General features: G+C 41.3%; 17 protein-coding genes. 15 read left to right on the top strand and 2 right to left on the bottom strand.

Annotated elements, in window-relative coordinates:
* The first annotated feature begins 202 nt into the window (after positions 1-202).
* From DW039_RS00780 to DW039_RS00755, 7 genes are all read left to right on the top strand, one after another.
* Entirely contained in the window at positions 203-1,201 is a 999-nt protein-coding gene (locus tag DW039_RS00780; RefSeq protein ID WP_118696366.1) for a hypothetical protein, read from the top strand.
* Positions 1,202-1,514: 313 nt separating this feature from the next.
* Positions 1,515-3,122 carry a hypothetical protein gene (locus DW039_RS00775; protein ID WP_120381566.1) on the top strand — a complete coding sequence of 536 codons (1,608 nt, stop codon included), beginning with the start codon at positions 1,515-1,517 and terminating at the stop codon, positions 3,120-3,122.
* A 562-nt stretch (positions 3,123-3,684) separates the two neighbouring features.
* Positions 3,685-4,701: a DUF3871 family protein gene (locus DW039_RS00770; RefSeq protein WP_120381565.1), complete on the top strand. Its 1,017-nt coding sequence runs from the start codon at positions 3,685-3,687 to the stop codon at positions 4,699-4,701.
* A 48-nt stretch (positions 4,702-4,749) separates the two neighbouring features.
* On the top strand, positions 4,750-4,872 hold the full coding sequence (locus DW039_RS21410) for a hypothetical protein (RefSeq protein ID WP_255501490.1): 123 nt from the start codon (positions 4,750-4,752) through the stop codon (positions 4,870-4,872).
* Positions 4,873-5,041: 169 nt separating this feature from the next.
* Complete coding sequence (locus DW039_RS00765; RefSeq protein ID WP_117703250.1) at positions 5,042-5,629, top strand: tyrosine-type recombinase/integrase; 588 nt, start codon at positions 5,042-5,044, stop codon at positions 5,627-5,629.
* Positions 5,630-6,317: 688 nt separating this feature from the next.
* A complete protein-coding gene (locus DW039_RS00760) occupies positions 6,318-7,130 on the top strand; it encodes a glycosyltransferase family 2 protein (protein ID WP_120381564.1) in 813 nt (270 codons plus the stop codon).
* 31 nt (positions 7,131-7,161) lie between these two features.
* On the top strand, positions 7,162-7,593 hold the full coding sequence (locus DW039_RS00755; protein WP_120381563.1) for a hypothetical protein: 432 nt from the start codon (positions 7,162-7,164) through the stop codon (positions 7,591-7,593).
* A 712-nt stretch (positions 7,594-8,305) separates the two neighbouring features.
* On the opposite strand, the gene DW039_RS00745 is transcribed toward DW039_RS00755, so the two are convergent.
* Together DW039_RS00745 and DW039_RS00740 are read right to left on the bottom strand one after the other, a co-directional pair.
* Positions 8,306-9,316 carry a GGGtGRT protein gene (locus DW039_RS00745; protein WP_005831851.1) on the bottom strand — a complete coding sequence of 337 codons (1,011 nt, stop codon included), beginning with the start codon at positions 9,314-9,316 and terminating at the stop codon, positions 8,306-8,308.
* 18 nt (positions 9,317-9,334) lie between these two features.
* Positions 9,335-10,036: an iron-sulfur cluster assembly scaffold protein gene (locus DW039_RS00740; RefSeq protein WP_005831848.1), complete on the bottom strand. Its 702-nt coding sequence runs from the start codon at positions 10,034-10,036 to the stop codon at positions 9,335-9,337.
* A gap of 443 nt (positions 10,037-10,479) precedes the next feature.
* Here DW039_RS00740 and DW039_RS00735 point away from each other — a divergent pair, with 443 nt between their 5' ends.
* The 8 genes from DW039_RS00735 (at position 10,480) to metH (ending at position 19,360) form a co-directional block, all read left to right on the top strand.
* Positions 10,480-10,977 (top strand): DMP19 family protein, encoded by a 498-nt coding sequence (locus tag DW039_RS00735; RefSeq protein WP_120381562.1) that lies wholly within the window; start codon positions 10,480-10,482, stop codon positions 10,975-10,977.
* A 95-nt stretch (positions 10,978-11,072) separates the two neighbouring features.
* Positions 11,073-12,758, top strand: coding sequence for a lipopolysaccharide assembly protein LapB (locus DW039_RS00730; protein WP_232058982.1), 1,686 nt, complete (start codon positions 11,073-11,075; stop codon positions 12,756-12,758).
* A gap of 142 nt (positions 12,759-12,900) precedes the next feature.
* Positions 12,901-13,323 carry a DUF3244 domain-containing protein gene (locus tag DW039_RS00725; protein WP_120381560.1) on the top strand — a complete coding sequence of 141 codons (423 nt, stop codon included), beginning with the start codon at positions 12,901-12,903 and terminating at the stop codon, positions 13,321-13,323.
* A 29-nt stretch (positions 13,324-13,352) separates the two neighbouring features.
* Complete coding sequence (locus DW039_RS00720) at positions 13,353-14,537, top strand: hypothetical protein (RefSeq protein WP_243635003.1); 1,185 nt, start codon at positions 13,353-13,355, stop codon at positions 14,535-14,537.
* A gap of 92 nt (positions 14,538-14,629) precedes the next feature.
* Positions 14,630-15,556, top strand: a complete 927-nt coding sequence (locus DW039_RS00715) for a hypothetical protein (protein ID WP_120381622.1) — start codon at positions 14,630-14,632, stop codon at positions 15,554-15,556.
* Positions 15,557-15,559: 3 nt separating this feature from the next.
* On the top strand, positions 15,560-16,132 hold the full coding sequence (locus tag DW039_RS00710) for a Yip1 family protein (RefSeq protein ID WP_120381558.1): 573 nt from the start codon (positions 15,560-15,562) through the stop codon (positions 16,130-16,132).
* A gap of 8 nt (positions 16,133-16,140) precedes the next feature.
* On the top strand, positions 16,141-16,593 hold the full coding sequence (gene smpB / locus DW039_RS00705) for an SsrA-binding protein (protein WP_005831836.1): 453 nt from the start codon (positions 16,141-16,143) through the stop codon (positions 16,591-16,593).
* Between the two features lies 1 nt (position 16,594).
* A complete protein-coding gene (gene metH, locus DW039_RS00700) occupies positions 16,595-19,360 on the top strand; it encodes a methionine synthase (RefSeq protein ID WP_120175641.1) in 2,766 nt (921 codons plus the stop codon).
* Positions 19,361-19,426: the final 66 nt, after the last annotated feature.

Genomic DNA, 19,426 nt, shown 5'->3' with positions numbered 1-19,426 from the left:
GTGGTAGTTTTTTTATATCCTTATAATATCTAACTATTTGGCTATCTTATATATAAAGAATATCCTTCAAATCGCATTCTATTCTTTATAACCCACCTTCTAAGTATTCCCCAACTTTGCAACGTAATCAGAAACGATAAGGCGCCAAGTTGAAGATTGCACTAATTTATAAATGTATTTATTAATTTAAAATTAAATAATAATGAAAAAGAATTATTTGACAATTAAAATTGTAGCTAATAATGAAGTAAGAAACATAGCTTTCGCTAAGGGTATTAATCGTTCCATCAACTTGGGCAATGTAGAGAAGATATTAGCCATGATGAAGGTCAAAGGCTACAGAAAGGCAGAGCAGATACAAGTCATTAAGGCGGAAGATGTAATTAAAACTGGCGATATTAGCTTGGTTGATATTAATGGGCAAGATATAAAGCCGGAAGATGCTGCCAAATATTTCCTTGTATTGGACGGTCAGCATAGGGTTATTGCCGCAGCCCTCTATAATGAATGGGCAGCAGAGAACGGAAAGGAAACGATAGATGTCCCTGCCATTGAAGTTGAATTGCAAGGGAATGAAACCATTGCCGAATATATCAACGAGATTAATATTACCAAGAAGGAATGGACTACCCCAGATTATGTACGTGGTGCAGCCAATATTAACCCAGACAGCGAATTCCTGCAACGGTATAACGAACTGATAAAGAGCGAGAAGAACCCAGACGGTTATCCAATCTCAACACTGAACCTTATCTTTTGTGGCAATAATAACGCCATATCAAAGTCTGACTTCTCTCTATTATGCTCTGGGAAGGATGAGAAAGGAAAGAAGGTGAAGAAGCCTATCATTCCAGCCTATAATATGGAGATAGGCAACAAGTTCATCCAAATCTGCAAGGATAAAGGCTTTGATGACAAGGATATTGCCAAGAGACACCTAATTCAGCAATTTAATAATATCAAAACAACTGCGGGAGACGCCAACGAAGCTATTAAGATATTCCAGACCATCACCCAGAATGACAAGGCGGCAATGTTCAATACGCATGGAAATCTGGATGAGAGTTTGGTGATGGAGCAGTTCAAGAAGATAAGAGAACGGAATGACAATCCTATTATCATTCCAGTTGAAGGGACTGGGACAGCCTCCACTGATGCAGATGAGGACATTCCTTATCTGGAAGCGGAAGAAGTCTGCTAATAAGAACCAGAGCCAATGTGAGAGGTTGGCTCTTCTGCTCCCAATTCTTCCAGAGTGGTGAATTTCCCCCATATAATAAGGTGGTTTACCCTAATAATTGAAGTTGAGAGTAATCTGTAGTCTGATTATTGGGGTCACAGACAGCTGTTTTCCAATCACCAAGTAGAAATGATGATAGAGTTGAAATTCCCAGAAAGTGGTGAATTCCCTCTATATAAAACGGTCAGTTACCCCAGTATTCAGAGTTGGGAGCTGTTTAAAGTCCAATAATTAGGGTCACAGGTAACATATTTAAAATCACAAAAGATAACTTATGATAAAGTTGGATATTCAAGAACGGGACGGTTTCCTCATTATGGACGACTTCCCAAAGAATTGCATCTTCAACAAGGTAAAGACGGGATGCGGTGCTACTACAATAGCGCTTACCAATGACGAGAATTACATTATTGCCGTACCTACAACAGAGCTGGTAATCAATAAGTGCTACCCACCTAAGGATAAAGACGGCAGGGACATTGCTTGGAAGAAGTCACAAATCCAAGCAGGCGTAAGTCCTACTAATGACAGACTGTTTGGTTTATATGGCAAGTTCACTAAGACAGTACAAATCCAGTTGAACAAGTTTCTTGCTAAGGACGGAGTTAAGAAGATAATCTGTACGTATGACAAGGTGGATAAACTGATTGACCTCATTAATCCGCTTGAATTCAAGATACTTGTGGATGAGTACCACAATTTGTTAAAGCAGTATGGCTTTAGGACAAAGGTAATAAATCAGATTATAGAGAAGTTCAAATGCTTCAAGTCTCATTGCTTCTTAACTGCAACTCCTATCCCAGAGCGATTTAAGCCCAAAGTATTTGCCGAAATGAAAGAATACATTGCCAACTGGCAGATAGTGGATAAGATTACAATCTACCCCTGCCCATGTGTCAAAGCAAGCACTACAGCAGTTAATGTTATCAAGCATTATAAAGACAACGGTCACTTTGTGTTGGACGGGATTAAGAGTGAGGAGGCATATTTCTTTGTCAACAGCGTAAGGGAGATTAAGGAGATACTTAAACAAGCCAAGCTGACCAATGATGAGTGCAGGATTATATGCGCTGACGACGAGATGAACCATTACAAGCTGGAAGGCTTTGAAATCTCCAGTTCAACAGCCCCAGTTAAACGGTTTACATTCGTGACCTGCAAGGCATTTGAAGGAGTGGACTATTATTCAGAGACGGCAATATGCTTTATCGTCAGTGACGGCTACAACAAGCATACCCTAATCAGCATTGACATGGATATTCCCCAGATTGCAGGACGTATCAGAACCAAGTCCAACCCTTTCAGAAACAAGATAGTCCATATCTTCAATGCAAAGGCTGTCAACTACTACGTTCCGTTTGATGTGATGGAGGAGAGGATAGAGGACGAACTTGCTACTGCTCGCAGAAGGATGGAGCAACTGAATAGGGAGACTGATATAAAGATATTAAAGCAGCAGGATAAGGAGTTTGAGAGACTGGGCGTCCATACATATATCATCAAGAAGGATGGCAGATACGAAGTCAATGACATGGTTGCCCAGTTAAAGCTCTACCAACACTGGACTACACATATAGTATATAGGTCGTCCGAAGCACTGCAAGAGGCTTATAAGGAATTGGGGATGACAGTAACCAAAGGGTATGAGTGGAGTATCGCAGATGACAGCGTAGTAAAGGATGCTCTCAAACCGCCACAATTCAGAGACCGCCTCAAACGCTTCTGTGACTTGAAGGAGAAGCTTTCCCTAACGGACAATGAGCAACGGGAATTAAGGGTGATAACAGATAAATATCCATTCTTGGAGCAGGGATATAAGCAGCTTGGGCAGACGTTGAGAAGGCATAGAACCATAAAGGAAATTAAGGCATTGATTGAGTAGGATTGAACTCCAGACCATTAAACGGGTCTGGAGTTTCTTGTTATACCCCAACTCAAATTAGGCAGTCTCTAAATAATACCCCCTCCCTTCCAGATACGGAAACTCTTTCCATACAGTTATTAAGACTGCATAAAGTGCAATTATCAGCCAGAAAGCAGGCATGAGGTGTATATTATGCGCTTAATTGTCATGTTACCCCTAATGTCCCTCACCTCTCTTAGATGGGAAATGAACGGTTTAACGCAATCGCATTCCAGACCGCAAACGCTTTGGTTACGGTATTACTGGCTACTACAGTAATGTCTGTGTATTACAGAGCACAATTGCGGAAGTCTATGGGGCATTACGTTATAAAGCGCGCCATTCCCTTTAATTCACTTATTACTAACCAATAAATTATCGCTTATGGAAGATTTAAAGGCAATTCTGACGGTTGGTGCAATACTCGTTGTACCGTTCATTGCAGCACCAAAGGCAATGTTTGCCATAGTGCTGTACATTATCATTTATATGGCATTCAGATGGAGAAATTTCTAATTATCAACTTAATAATTTACAGATTATGGAAGCATTACAGATTATGCCAGTCATGGCACAGAGAAGGAACAGCAATTTAGGAGAATTTGCAGAGGATGCAACGGTTGTAACGGACGATACAAAGGGGAAACGACCTCTGTTCATAGAGGCTAATACAGTTGAAGCGACCTTACAGCATTTGAGGGACGACTGTATAATTCCAGTATTCGCCAAAGACAACGAGGCTACATTGTCGCACGTCTCGTTCATTGAAACGGTGCAGGATGCAGCTAATACATTCTTTAACGGTGAACGGATAGGGCAGCCGGATATAAGGGTGTCACACGTTATCAAGGGTCGTATTCCAGAAGCAATACATAAGCCTGCCAATCAGTTATTAGAGAGTGACAAGACCATTTATTACGAGCGTTGCGCTTTCGTGATTGAAATACCTACCATCTACGAGACGGTGAACGGTAATAGGCTGACCCTTACCATAGGTGGAGTTAGGGCTTATAACCATACCAATCTGTACAGTAAAAAGGGTGCAGAGCGTTTTAAGGTGTTCATAGGCTTCATTTGTAATGTCTGCACCAATTTATGTGTATCTACGGACGGTTATCTTACTTGTTTGGAAGTAACCAATACCAACGAATTATATCGTGCCGTATTGGAAATGTTCAACAAGTACGACCCTGCCAAGCACATACATCTGATGCAGACACTTGGCAATACCAGTATGACAGAACATCAATTCTGCCAGTTACTTGGAAGAATGCGACTTTATCAGTGCTTGCCACAAGGCTATCAGAAGGCTATCCCCAGAATGCTGCTTACTGATACACAAGTAAACAGTGTGGCTAAAGCCTACATTAATGATGAGAACTTTGGCTGTCTTGGCAGTGACCTATCCATGTGGAAGTTCTACAACCTGCTTACTGGCAGCAACAAGAGCAGCTACATAGACAGCTTTCTGGATAGAGCCTACAACGCTACAGAACTGGCAACGGGCATTGCATCCGCTCTGCATGGTGATGAAAGATACAGCTGGTTTCTCTCTTAGCTGTATCTGGAATTATATCCTATTACTGGTTTCTCAAAACTGGAGATTATGCTACGGAATTTATTCTATGTGTTACTGGCTACTTTGGTATTCTTCATTGCAATGGCATTGTTTCCATTTATAGCGGTAGGATATATCCTGCTGCTGGGCTATGCCATTATCAAAGGATAGCTTGGTATGGAGGACATCTATATAACAAGGTATAGGTGTCCTCTTACTGTTAATGGGAGAAATGTTCACTTCTATTATTAGTGAATGTTCCTTTGATTATCAATAAGTTGGATATTCCAACTTAAAAATGATATTCACTTTTATTCATTTCATTATAAGACTGAACGTTATGTCACTTAAATATTCAAGTACAACCGCAGATTATCTGCAATGGAGCGAGGCAATGAACTTGATAAGGAAGTTAGCCAAAGACGGGAATTATAAAATCTCGCTTCTTGTTGCTCTGGGCTGTTTTACTGGCTTAAGAATATCTGACATTCTGGCTTTACGCTGGAATCAGATATTAAATGCGGAGGAATTTACCGTTATCGAAATCAAGACGGGAAAGCAAAGGACTGTGAGAATTAACATGCAGCTACAGAAGCATATCTGTGACTGCTACAAGCATATCAGTCCTATAGGCATAGACGCGCCTATATTGGTAAGCCGGAAAGGTACGGTCTATTCCATACAGAGGATAAATGTAATCCTCAAGGAGGTTAAAAGGAAATATAGGCTGCATATAGGCAACTTCTCATGCCACAGCCTTAGAAAGACTTTCGGCAGGCAGGTCTATAACATGAACAGCGAAAGTTCGGAGCTTGCACTTGTCAAACTCATGGAGCTATTCAATCATTCCAGTGTATCAATTACCAAGAGATACTTGGGATTAAGGCAGGAAGAACTACTTAATACCTATGACTGCCTTAGTTTTTGATTACTGGCGGTTGCGCTCACCAATTATTAAGAATGGAGTGGAACAGCCTTTTAAGCCAATAATTCAAGTTGGGAGTAAATTTCTAAATTTCTACTTATATAGACCTTTTACAAATTTGCTCCTAACCTTGATTTATGGAGTAGGAATGCCTTTCTGCATTTAATAAACAATAAGTTCTTGCCAATCAAACGTAAATTCGTAACTTTGCAGCAATTCTAACAGCCTAATGCGTTGGGAAGTTGGAAGGACATATTAGTTAACGAAGAGCGTTTAAGATATTATCCTTAATCTGAAATCTGGACAATTTCATAAGTCAAGGATAATAGGCAAGAACGCTCACGTCAATGCTATATACCCACTTACTCAAGTGGACTATATAACGTTTGGCGTGGGCTATTGTTTATTACTTGACTTAGGGCAGTCCAGAGCCTCAGATTAGGTAATATTCAATGTTCCCACGCTTCTTTATTGTATAACGGTCAGTTAGGGAACACTGGCAACGATACAGATATTCACAAAACAGACAGTTCTATTTCTAACGTGGCAATCAATCAAATTGCGTGCAGCTTTATGCTGTGTACTCTGTGCACTTATTCAAGCCACTTCATCCATATATCCATATAAAAGAAGGCAAGAGTGTATAGAGTGGTAATAATTAATCTGATTAACTTATTTAAATCTGGTAGTAATGAATAGAAAGGACTTGGGGAAGATTTCCGTAATAGTCTCTACTTACAACCGTTGCGATGCTCTGCAAGTATGTTTACTCAGCTTGTTCAAGCAGACAGTCCTGCCCGATGAGGTCATTATAGGAGACGATGGCTCTACGGAAGAGACCGCCTCGTTGATAGCAAGGCTGCAAGAGCAGGCACCGTTTCCAATCATACATGTGTGGCATGAGGATAAAGGTTTCCGATTGGCTATGATGCGCAACAAGTGTGTAGCCCGTAGTACGGGAAACTATATCATAGAGATAGACGGTGATGTGTTCCTGCATCCAAAGCTGATAGCCGACCATCTCCGTGAAGCCGGTCATGGCATTTACGTGAAAGGTGGAAGGGTAAACTTGGGCAAAGAGCTGACAGAGGAAATATGTAAGTCCGGTATGGTACGCCCGATTCATGTCTGGACGAAAGGAATTGAAAGCAAGCCGGAGAATGCAATCCATTGTATATGGCTGGCTCGCTTCTTGGCTCCGAGATACCGTAGAAAGCGTTCGGCTGCATTGGGCTGTAACATGTCCTTCTTCCGTGAGGATTTTATCAAGGTAAACGGTTATGATGAATTCTATGAGGGTTGGGGAAGTGAGGATATTGATTTGGGCAAGCGTCTGCTGAACAGTGGTTGCCGGAAACGGTATTTGAAGTTCGCAGGTATTGTTTACCACCTTTGGCATGAGGATAAGTTCATGTACAATAAGACAAAGAACTTGCAGTACATGAGAATGCTGGATGAACGGAAGACGGTACGCTGTACAAATGGAGTGGATAAATATTTATAAACTATATTACTAACTTAATTTATTAATTAAAATGAGAACATTAAGATTTATTGGAATGGCTATCGTAGCCGTAATTATGAGTGTTAACTTCGCAGCATGTAGTGATGATGATGATGAAGATAATAATGGTAATAATGGTAATAATGGTAATAATCCGTTGGTAGGTACTTGGATAGATAGCTATGGAGAAGGTGATTATTTTATATGGAAATTTAATGCAGACGGTACAGGAATAGAACAAGAATATTATCATGGAGGCCTTGAATCTCCAGTTTCATTTACTTATACTTATGATGCTAAGACTACCGTTCTAACCGTTACATATAAAGAGGACGGAGATTTGGTTCCAACGGATATTGATACTTATTATGTTACATTTAGCGGTAATACCATGACAACAAGACAGTTCTTCGATGATGAAATAGGAGATGATTCTTATGTAACAACTTGGACTAAACAGTAATTAAATATTATTACATTGAAGTATAAAGGCAGCATGGAATTAACCCCCTTGCTGCCTTGACTGTTTCCGCTTCTTGACTAATTTAGGCTTTCGCTTACTTGCCGCATCTTTAAAGAACTGTTCCAGTCTCTCTCTGGTAATAGGCAGGTAACTGACCTCTGTAACCATAGTTTCTTTAATCTCTTGTGGTAGGTAGTAGATAGTGTAACTCTTAGGAGAGTTCTTCTTGGTAAGTCTCATAATTGTATTAATTTGATAATTGATAATTGAATTAATCTGATACGAAGTTAACCATATTACAGAGGGGAAACTAATGTAAACTAAATGTTCTTGAATTTGAAGGTAGAGGTGTAAAGCAAATAGTATAAAGTTGTATGATTGAAGTAATTTCGTCACATGCCATTAATAATATAAGATAGGAGGTGTTTAATATGATTTTGATATTAGTTGATACATAGTGACTTATGAATGTCTTGCTTTGTTGTGACGGTATAGATACCCCGTCACAAGTACGTCACAGAATTAGCAATAATGTGGCAATTTATAGAGAATTTATAGAGTATAATATAGTACACCGTCACAATTGATAAAGTGATGATATTAAAGGATGATAGGCAAAGGTGAGTAGAGCAAGGATAGCGTGGAAGTCTGTTAAAACAAGAAGAGCCTTCCCTAAGGAAAGCTCTTCATATATAATCTGTATATCAGATGATTACTTGCTCAAAGCCTGAGCCACGTCAACCGCACAAGCCACTGTACATCCTACCATCGGGTTGTTACCGATGCCGAGGAATCCCATCATTTCCACGTGAGCAGGAACTGATGAAGAACCAGCGAACTGAGCGTCTGAGTGCATACGACCCATTGTGTCGGTCATACCGTAAGAAGCCGGTCCGGCAGCCATGTTGTCCGGGTGCAGAGTACGACCAGTACCACCACCGGATGCCACTGAGAAGTACGGCTTGCCAGCCAATACGCGTTCTTTCTTATAAGTACCGGCAACCGGGTGCTGGAAGCGGGTCGGGTTCGTAGAGTTACCAGTGATGGATACATCCACACCCTCTTTCCACATAATAGCCACACCTTCGCGAACATCGTCTGCACCATAGCATTTTACTTTGGCACGAGGACCGTCGCTGTATGCAATTTCACGAACTACTTTCAGTTCACCTGTGTAGTAGTCGAATTGAGTCTGAACGTATGTAAAGCCGTTGATACGGGAGATAATCTGTGCAGCGTCCTTGCCGAGACCGTTCAGGATGCAACGCAGAGGCTCTTTACGTACTTTGTCTGCTTTAGCGGCAATCTTGATAGCACCTTCGGCAGCAGCGAATGACTCGTGACCTGCCAAGAAAGCGAAACATTTGGTTTCTTCACGCAGCAACATGGCTGCCAAGTTACCATGACCGATACCAACCTTGCGGTCGTCAGCTACAGAACCCGGAATACAAAATGCCTGCAGACCGATACCGATAGCTTCAGCAGCTTCAGCAGCGTTCTTGCAGCCCTTCTTAATGGCGATGGCGCAACCTACAACGTATGCCCATTTTGCATTTTCGAAACAGATGGGCTGAGTTTCTTCACAAGTCTTATAAGGATCGAGACCATGAGCTTCGCAGATAGCATTGGCTTCTTCGATGTCTTTGATACCGTTTGCGTTCAATGCAGCAAGAATCTGCTTGATACGACGGTCTTGGCTTTCAAATTTTACTTCTCTAATCATATGTCTTTCCTCCTTATATTATTCGTGACGTGGGTCAATGTGTTTAACTGCACCTTGCTCTTCAGTGAAGCGGCCGTATGTACCGGTAACTTTCTTCAATGCTTCATTGGCGTCTGTACCTTTCTTGATTTCATCCATAAACTTGCCCAGATGAACAAATTCGTAACCGCAGATTTCGTCGTTCTTGTCCAAAGCGATAGTCTTGATGTAACCTTCTGCCATTTCCAAGTAACGAGAACCCTTAGCCAACGTTCCGTATAATGTGCCTACCTGGCTGCGCAGACCTTTGCCCAAGTCTTCCAAGCCAGCTCCAATCATCAAACCGCCTTCAGAGAAAGCAGACTGAGTACGACCGTAAACAATTTGCAGGAAGAGTTCGCGCATAGCTGTGTTGATAGCGTCGCAAACGAGGTCAGTATTCAATGCTTCGAGGATAGTCTTTCCCGGGAGGATTTCTGATGCCATAGCAGCAGAATGAGTCATACCGGAGCAACCGATAGTCTCAACCAAAGCTTCCTGGATAACGCCTTCCTTTACATTGAGGGTTAATTTACATGCACCTTGCTGAGGAGCACACCAGCCAATACCGTGTGTCAGACCAGAGATGTCAACAATTTCTTTAGCTTTTACCCATTTACCTTCTTCGGGAATAGGAGCCGGTCCGTGATTAGGACCTTTCTTCACAACACACATGTGTTCCACTTCGTGTGAATAAGTCATAATTAGCTCTTTTTTTAAGTGATATAATTAAAAAAAACGTAGTCCACTTTTATTAGTCGGGTGCAAAGTTAGTTGTTTTCCCCGTTTCTGCCAACTGTTCAATTTGACTTTTTTTAAAAAAAGAAGTAATAAGAAGCTGAATTTCTGCGGAATGTAAAGTGGAGTTTGCAGTTGACTGTTTTTTCTCGTCTCTGATAGGGTTTGTGAATCAATAAGGTATGTGCTTGTTAATCAGGAAGTAATTTTGCCAACCCCTTGCTTGCGTCTTGGCAAACTTTTGCCATGCCTATGGCAAAGTTTTGCCAACGCGGTGGCAAAGTCTTGCCAATGGTAAGGCAAAATCCTGCCAACTGGTTGGCAAGGCGAAGAAAATAAAGGGGAGTCCGTGTTTGACTATGGCTGCAAAGTCTTACCTTTGTGGCACATTAAATAAAATACAAACTATGATAGAAGTTACAGATGTGACATTGCGCCAGGCTGCCGGTGAAGGGATGGATGCATTCATCGGCGTATTCACCGGTGCTTATAAGAAAGAAATAGGCGGAGAAATGACTGCCGGGACGATGTCTTTGCTTACCGGTGAACAGCATTCATTGTTGGCCTATCAGATATTCCGTGATGAAGTGATGGAAGGGGGCTTCTGCCAACTGATTCAAAATGGTTATGGCGGTTATATTTTCGACAATCCGTTTGCCAAAGTGATGCGTTTGTGGGGAGTGGGCGATTTGAGCAAGTTGGTTTATGCTGCCAAGAAAATATACGATAGCCATCGTGACGATTTGGAGCGTGAACGCACAGACGAGGAGTTCATGGCAATGTACGAGCAATATGAGGCTTTCGATGAATTGGAAGACGAGTTTTTGGAAAAGGAGGAAGGATATACTGCTTTGGTCGCCGGCTATGTGGATGAGCATTTGGAACTGTTTGCCGAAATTGTGTAATAGAGGGTAACGCGGAGATGTCATATTAGCCGATGTCCAATCTTGCCCCTCGGTATCGGAGAGATATTCTATCTGAAAGCTAAAATATGCAAGCTATGAATGACGGAATGAGAAATAGAATTAATTTATTGATGATTCTTGTATTGCTTATCTCATGTGTGCAAGAAAAAGAGGGCAATAATGTCTTAAGGCGCGTGGAAGCCTGTATGGAATTATTTCCAGATAGTGCTTTGTTGCTTCTGAGGCAAATTGAATGCCCAAAATGTTTGAGAGGGCAACAGAGGGCAGATTATGCTTTGCTTTTAACGCAGGCTTTGGATAAAAACTATTTGGATAGTTTGCAGTCTGATTCATTAATAACGATAGCGGTAGAATATTATAAACGGGAAGGTGATAAATTGAAGGCAGGGAAGGCCTACTTTTATTATGGAAAAGTGATGTTGTTAAAGGATCGCCTTTCTGATGCCATGCAGGCTTATCTGAAAGCATCGAGTCTCTTGGAAGAAACTAGGGATTATAAAGTACAAGGAATGATTTGGGAATATATAGGATATTTGAACTCGGCTCAGGGATTGTATGAAAATTCTATAGACAATTTTAAACATTCTGTCAGGTGCTATGAACAGGCGAGTGACAGACGTCGTGTCTTATATGGTTATAGGAATATGGCAAGATGTTATTTTTCGTTACATCATAATGATAGTGCAGGTTGGTATGCTGAAAAAGGGCTTGTGTTGAGTGATACTATTAGTGGTATGAAGGCATCGTTTCTACATTTATTAGGACTCATTGCCAATAATGAGAAACGATATCCACAAGCAATAGAGTATTTTTCGAAAGCAATGGAACTTTGTGATGATTTTAATGATAAATATCGTTATAGTTTGTCTTTGGGACGTGTTTATTCTGAAGTGGGCCAAAAGAAAAAAGCTGAAGATTGTTTTGTTTCTTGTATCAATGCAACTAATATTTTTGTGTCTTCGGGTGCATATTGCTATTTAGCTGATATGAATAAGAAAGATGGAAACTATTTGAAAGCGTTTTTGTATAAAGAGAAGTCTGATTCATTATTAGAGGTGGTTCGTAATGCTGAACTACAAAAACAGTTGTTGGATTTGCAGAAAAAATACGAAAATGATAAGCTTGTTTTGGAAAATAAACAGATAAGGCTGGAAAATGAGAAACAGACTTATTTTTATTTGTTTTTATTTGTATTCATATTAGGGTTGGGCATCATCGCTTTCTTTCTGGTTAGGAAAAGGTATCGAACAAAATTGTTGCGTAATGTCGAAATTATTGGAAATAATAATGCAATTATTAATAGATATGCTTGTAGAATTGCAGAATTGGAGAATGCGAGCTTACAGGAACGTCAGGCTAAAAAAGAGGAAATAGGAATCTTGAATAGAAAAATCCTTTGTTTAATAGCAGAAAATAAGCGAGTATGTGAGAATTCGAGTGTTGACGCCTTGTTTGTATTAGAGGAATTGAAGCAAGGAAATTTGATTATTAGTAATATGACTATTGCTGAACGGCAACATATATTTGACTTTTTGGATTTGGTTCATGCGAATTTTATTACTCGACTTAAACAAGAGTTTGATTTAACAAAAAATGAATTATTGTTGGCTGCGTTGCTGAAAGTGGGATTCTCTAACAAGCAATTAATGATTGTTTTTGATTGTGAAATGAAATCCATATATAAAAACAGACAAAGACTAAAAGCAGATTTAGGACTTACTAAGAATGATTCTTTAGAGCAAATGGTAATGATGTATTGAGAAAAAACGTTTTTTTGTCCTATATGTTTCTTTGTAGTGTGTTGATATATAATTTATTACCTACCCTATTTTTGTCTGCATAGTTATTGCTGAATTATTGTTGAATAGTCCCTAATTTTGTATAAATAAAAAATGAAAGACTATGAAACTGAAAATTATCTTATCTGTATTGTTGTTATTTTCTTTATTAAAGGTCGATGCTAATCCTTTGGTCGACATAAGTATTGCTTCTGGAAAAGAAGAAGTCTTTTTGCATTCAAATGATATTCCTTTTGAAATTCTGACTACGGGAAAAGAAGATGGAAGCCGTTCCGTTATACCATTAGTGCCATTTGTTGTATTCGTTGAAGATTCTAATTATTCCGTGGAATTGGATTTTATGGAAGGAATCGGGGTAGTGGAAATTGCCATTTCCCAAAATGGTTCTGTGATTTATTCTTCTTCCGAGAATATTCCATCTCCCCTTCGGAAATATTTGCAACTTCCTTTCGGAGTATCAGGGGAGTATTGTATAGAAATTAAAGGAGATAATGGGGCATATGCATATGGCTGTTTTGAATTATGATATATTGTTAACTAAAAAATGTAATGCTTATGAAAAAGATTAGTTTATTGTTGGTAGGAGTGTTGGCTCTATTCTCTTGTGAACAAGAGGGATTGGACAACATTATGGAAATTAGTGATGTGGAGCAGGTGAAGACAAGGACGGCAGGTTCTATTGCAGATCTTGATCCAATAATAGAATTGGATGGTATACCTGTAAATATCTTGAATGTGGGAAATACAAAACGTAAATATTTGTCTTCTGAAAAGTCCGGTACTAAACTTGTGCTGAATTCTCAAGATGACGGAAGTGGAAGACAAAGATGGAAGATTGCTAGGCAGCAAATTAATGCTGGTACTGCTATTTTGCTGGAAAAAGGTAATAGTGGAATTGTTTCTAATAAAGTGGCTGCCATTTTCCCTGACCCATATAATTATGGTTCACTTGGTGATAATATAGAAAAACCTACAAATATAAAATTATTATGTATGGTCTCAGGTAGTATTCTACCTGTATTTAACTTTACACCTATAGCAGATAATAAGTGGCTTATTTCTAGAGGATACGGTAGTCCTTTTAGCCTTTCTACTACTTATTTGCGTTCTAAATCATCCACTTCTTCTGATATGACTTTTAATGATGATAGTTCTACTGATTTGTCTAAATGGCAAATAGTTCCTGTTGGTGAATATGAACTTGTGGATTTAGAGTACGTACGGACTACGGTTGACAGCTTTGAACCTACAGAAGTGATTTGTGACCATGATGAATATACAAATGAACATTTAAGCGTTGATACATGGAACTATTCTTTATCTACAAGCTATACAGAAGAATCCAATTTTTCAAAAACAGAAGGGGTAAGTGTCACTATTTCAGGAGGATTAAGCGTGGGTATACCTAATGTATTAGGAGATGATTCTTCGCTTGGAGTTAATGTTTCTGTACAGCAGCAGACAAATAAATCGTGGACTTATGGTACACGTGATAGTAAAACGGTAACAAAAACGAGAACTGGACAAATCCCGATTCAACCAGGTGAAACTGTAAAACTTGATGTGGTGTTAATCATGTACAAAGGTAGTTTGACTTACGTTGCTACATTGAGGAAAATAGGGGATACTAAAACGTTTAGAGTTAAAGGAAAATGGAGTGGAGACTGCTTTTCTTTTTTCAAAGCTAGAACATATAATCCAACAACAGGGAAATTGGTAGGAGAATATGTTTTAGAATAATGTGATTATCTAAATTATGGTTGTTTATAAATGTTAAATAAATATTGGGGCTTGCAGTATTTAGATTAATCTTTCATTTAATCTTAAAAACAATGAAAAAACGAGGAGAGTACTATATTACTCAATTCTTTTATCTAAATTTGCAAACTCTAATATTTATAGGAAAGATGAAACAATTAAAATTCTTGATGGTTGCCTTGACATTGTTGATGGGCATTTCGTTTACTTCGTGTCTGAATTCAGATAGTGACCCTTACAACTATGGAGGGGGTATGGTTAAAGTTCAGAATTATATGGGTCTTTATTCTTTTAAAGGTGAGAATGGCGTAACTATAACTCCGACATCTGCTTCAATCTCGGCTTTAGAGGCTAATGGTTTCAAAATGTCTGAAATGAGCGATAAGGTGGCACAGATATACTATCGTTGGGACCCCACTCAAGTAAATATACCTGCTGATGAAAAAGATATTAAGGGCGTTGAATTGTACTCTATTGAATCATTAGATAATACAGTGGCAATAGTTGAACAGAAGGGAGTAGCTACAAATGATTCAATCAGCAAGTCTAACAATGCTGCTATCATTTCGTTAGGATATGATGCTGGTGGTATAAAATATGCTCCTAAGTTTTTCTATGATGATTATACGCTTCTACTTCCAATAAATTATTATATTACTAACAAAAGACATTTTTTGACATTAGTGTATTACCCGAATGAGGATAATGGAACAACTTTAAGATTATATTTGGGTCATAATTCTAATGGTGATTCGACATCCAATAGTAGCACATCTTACACATTAACTGCAAATACTGGTGGTTATTATGGGTTGGGATTGTTCTATAAAGTATATGATTTAAGAAAGGTGTTTGAACGTTACAAACATGAAACATCTACTTTTGAGAATCCGACTACTATTGAAATTGTTACGAAAGTAAATTCATATTCATTGAAGTTGGACGATCCTCAAACGGAGGAAAAAGTGTATACAGTTACAAAGGGAGAAGCTGAAAAATAAGATTTGAATTACAAGGATTTATTTCATATAGTAATACTACTGATTTCCTCTCCGGCTCGTGCCTGGGAGGAAATTAGTTTAGAGGATAGACGAAAAGTGTTTACTACTTTTGTCTATCCCATGATTGGTTTATGCGGGTTGTCCGTTTTCATCGGCTCTTTGATGAAGATGGGATGGGACGGGCCGCAAAGCTTTCAATATGCCATGACACAATGCTGTGCGGTGGCTGTATCCTTGTTTGGAGGATACTTTTTGGCAGCCTATCTCATCAACGGGTTGCGTGTCCGCATGTTTATGCTGGACAGTGATATTCCTTTGGCGCAACAGTTTGCTGGTTATGCACTGGTAGTAGTGTTCATGCTGCGGATTGTTATCGGCATATTGCCTGATTTCGGCATTATGGCTCTGTTGCTCCAATTCTATATCGTGTATGTGGTGTGGGAAGGAAGCAAAAAGGTGATGCAGATAGAAGATAAAGACCGTTTGCGTTTCACCATTCTTTCTTCTATTTTGTTAATAGCTTGTCCGGTAGTGATTGAATGGATATTCAATAAGCTGACGGTAGTGCTAAACTGATAAATGTTATGAAACAAGCTCCTGTAAATATAAAGAATAAGCGTGCTACGTTCGATTACGAACTGACGGACACCTATACGGCTGGCATTGTGCTTACGGGCACAGAAATCAAGTCCATCCGGTTGGGGAAAGCAAGCTTAGTCGATACGTTCTGTTACTTTGCCAACGGCGAATTGTGGGTGAAGAACATGCATGTGGCCGAATACTTCTATGGTTCGTACAACAATCACAATGCACGCAGGGAGCGCAAGCTTTTGTTGAATAAGAAGGAACTTGAAAAACTGATGCGCGGCACGAAAGATCCGGGTTTCACCATTGTTCCCGTGCGTTTGTTTATCAATGAAAAAGGGCTGGCCAAACTTGTGGTGGCACTTGCCAAAGGTAAGAAGCAATATGATAAGCGCGAATCACTGAAGGAAAAAGATGACAAACGCGATATGGCGCGTATGTTTAAAAGATAATATGAGTAAACTTGGTAGTTTGGTGCGTGAGCGCATCCTTATTTTGGATGGTGCAATGGGCACCATGATACAGCAATACAACTTGACAGAGGGAGATTTTCGGGGTGAACGCTTCTCGCAGATTCCCGGACAGATGAAAGGTAACAATGACCTGCTTTGTCTGACACGCCCCGATGTGATACAAGACATTCACCGCAAGTATCTGGCGGCAGGTGCAGATATTATCGAAACAAATACATTCAGTTCCACCCGCGTCAGTATGGCCGATTATCATGTGCAGGACTATGTGCGTGAGATGAATCTTGCCGCAGTGCGCCTGGCACGCAAAGTGGCAGATGAGTTTACTTCTCTTACTCCCGACAAACCCCGTTTTGTGGCAGGCTCCGTAGGACCGACGAACAAGACCTGCTCCATGAGTCCCGATGTGAACAATCCGGCCTTTCGTGCCTTGAGCTACGATGAACTGGCCGATGCCTACCGTGAGCAGATGGAAGCATTGCTCGAAGGTGGTGTGGATGCTTTGCTGATAGAAACCATTTTTGATACGCTGAATGCCAAGGCTGCTATTTTTGCCGCCGGGCAGGCGATGGAAACTGTAGGAGTTCATGTACCCTTGATGCTCTCTGTGACTGTTTCTGATATTGGAGGGCGTACTCTGTCGGGACAAACTTTGGATGCTTTTCTCGCCTCCGTGCAACATGCCGATATTTTTTCCGTTGGGCTGAACTGCTCCTTTGGTGCCCACCAGCTGAAACCTTTCCTGGAGCAGCTTGCTGCCCGTGCACCTTATTATATCAGCGCTTATCCCAACGCCGGACTGCCCAACAGCTTGGGCACATACGACCAGACTCCTGCCGATATGGCACATGAAGTAAAAGAGTATATCCATGAGGGATTGGTGAATATTATCGGTGGCTGTTGCGGAACGACAGATGCCTACATTGCCGAGTACTCCTCGCTGATTGCCGGTGCAACGCCCCATCAGCCGGTTCCCAGACCGGAAAATCTTTGGCTCTCCGGGCTTGAACTTCTGGAAGTGAAGCCGGAAAACAACTTCGTGAATGTGGGTGAACGCTGCAATGTGGCAGGTTCGCGCAAATTCCTGCGTCTGATTAATGAAAAGAAATACGACGAGGCGCTCAGCATCGCTCGCCGGCAGGTGGAAGACGGTGCGCAGGTCATCGACATCAATATGGATGACGGACTGCTGGATGCCCGGACAGAGATGACGACTTTCCTCCATCTGATAGCTTCGGAACCGGAGATTGCCCGCGTCCCCGTCATGATAGACTCCTCCAAGTGGGAAGTGATTGTGGCAGGGCTGAAATGCCTGCAGGGCAAGTCCATCGTCAACTCCATCTCCTTGAAGGAGGGGGAGGATAAATTCCTAGAGCATGCGCGTACCGTCAAGCGATATGGTGCGGCAGCCGTGGTGATGGCTTTTGATGAAAAAGGGCAGGCAGACACGTACGAACGTAAGATTGAGGTCTGCGAACGGGCATACCGTCTTTTGGTGGACAAGGCAGGCTTCAATCCCCATGATATAATTTTCGACCCGAATGTACTTGCCGTGGCAACCGGTATGGACGAGCACAACAATTATGCTGTAGACTTTATCCGTGCCGCCGGATGGATACGGAAGAATCTGCCCGGTGCGCATGTCAGTGGAGGGGTGAGTAACCTTTCCTTCTCTTTCCGCGGCAACAATTACATCCGCGAGGCGATGCATGCCGTATTCCTTTACTATGCCATCCGCGAGGGCATGGATATGGGTATCGTCAATCCGGCTGCCTCCGTTCTTTACACCGATATTCCCGCTGATATATTGGAGCGCATAGAGGATGTGGTCTTGAACCGTCGTCCCGATGCTGCCGAGCGTCTGATAGAAACTGCCGAACGCTTGAAAGCGGAAGCGGAGGCGGCGAAAACTTCCGGAGGAGAGCGGCAGGCTGCCGCCCATTCCCAGCTTGCCTGGAGAGAGGGGACTCCTGTGGAAGAACGGTTGAAGTACGCCTTGACAAAGGGTATCGGCGATTATCTGGAAGAAGACCTTGCCGAAGCGTTGAAGCTGTATCCCAAGGCTGTTTCCATCATTGAAGGTCCGTTGATGGCAGGCATGAATCATGTCGGCGACTTGTTTGGGGCAGGCAAGATGTTCCTGCCGCAAGTAGTGAAGACGGCGCGCACCATGAAGAGAGCGGTTGCCATTCTCCAGCCCGTAATCGAGTCGGAGAAAGAAGAAGGTGCGACTGCTGCCGGGAAGGTGCTGCTGGCTACGGTGAAAGGTGATGTGCACGACATTGGCAAAAATATAGTCTCGGTAGTAATGGCCTGCAACGGCTACGAAATAATAGACCTTGGCGTCATGGTGCCTGCCGAAACCATTGTACAGCATGCCATAGAGGAAAAGGTAGACATGATAGGATTGAGTGGCTTGATAACCCCTTCGCTGGATGAAATGGTGCATGTAGCCATTGAGCTGGAAAAGGCAGGTCTGGACGTTCCTCTGCTGATAGGTGGTGCCACGACTTCACCGCTTCACACAGCTCTGAAAATTGCTCCGGTCTATCATGCTCCCGTAATCCATCTGAAGGACGCTTCACAGAATGCTACAGTAGCAGCCAAGCTGATGAATCCTAAGACAAAGGAGGAGCTGGAAGAAGAACTGCATGAGAAGTATCGGCAGTTGTGCGAAAAGAACCGGGAGAAACAAGTGACAACCGTTTCCCTGGAAGAAGCGAGAAAGAACAAACTGAATCTGTTTTAAATAGGAAGGAAAATAAGGATTAAGGATTAGGGATTAAGGATTAGGAATAAGGGATTAACATTCCTG

It is taken from the genome of Bacteroides sp. AF39-16AC (assembly GCF_003602735.1).
Classification (GTDB): Bacteria; Bacteroidota; Bacteroidia; order Bacteroidales; family Bacteroidaceae; genus Bacteroides; species Bacteroides uniformis.
Note: the sequence above shows the minus strand (reverse complement) of the source record. Positions and strands in the feature narration are given on the sequence as shown.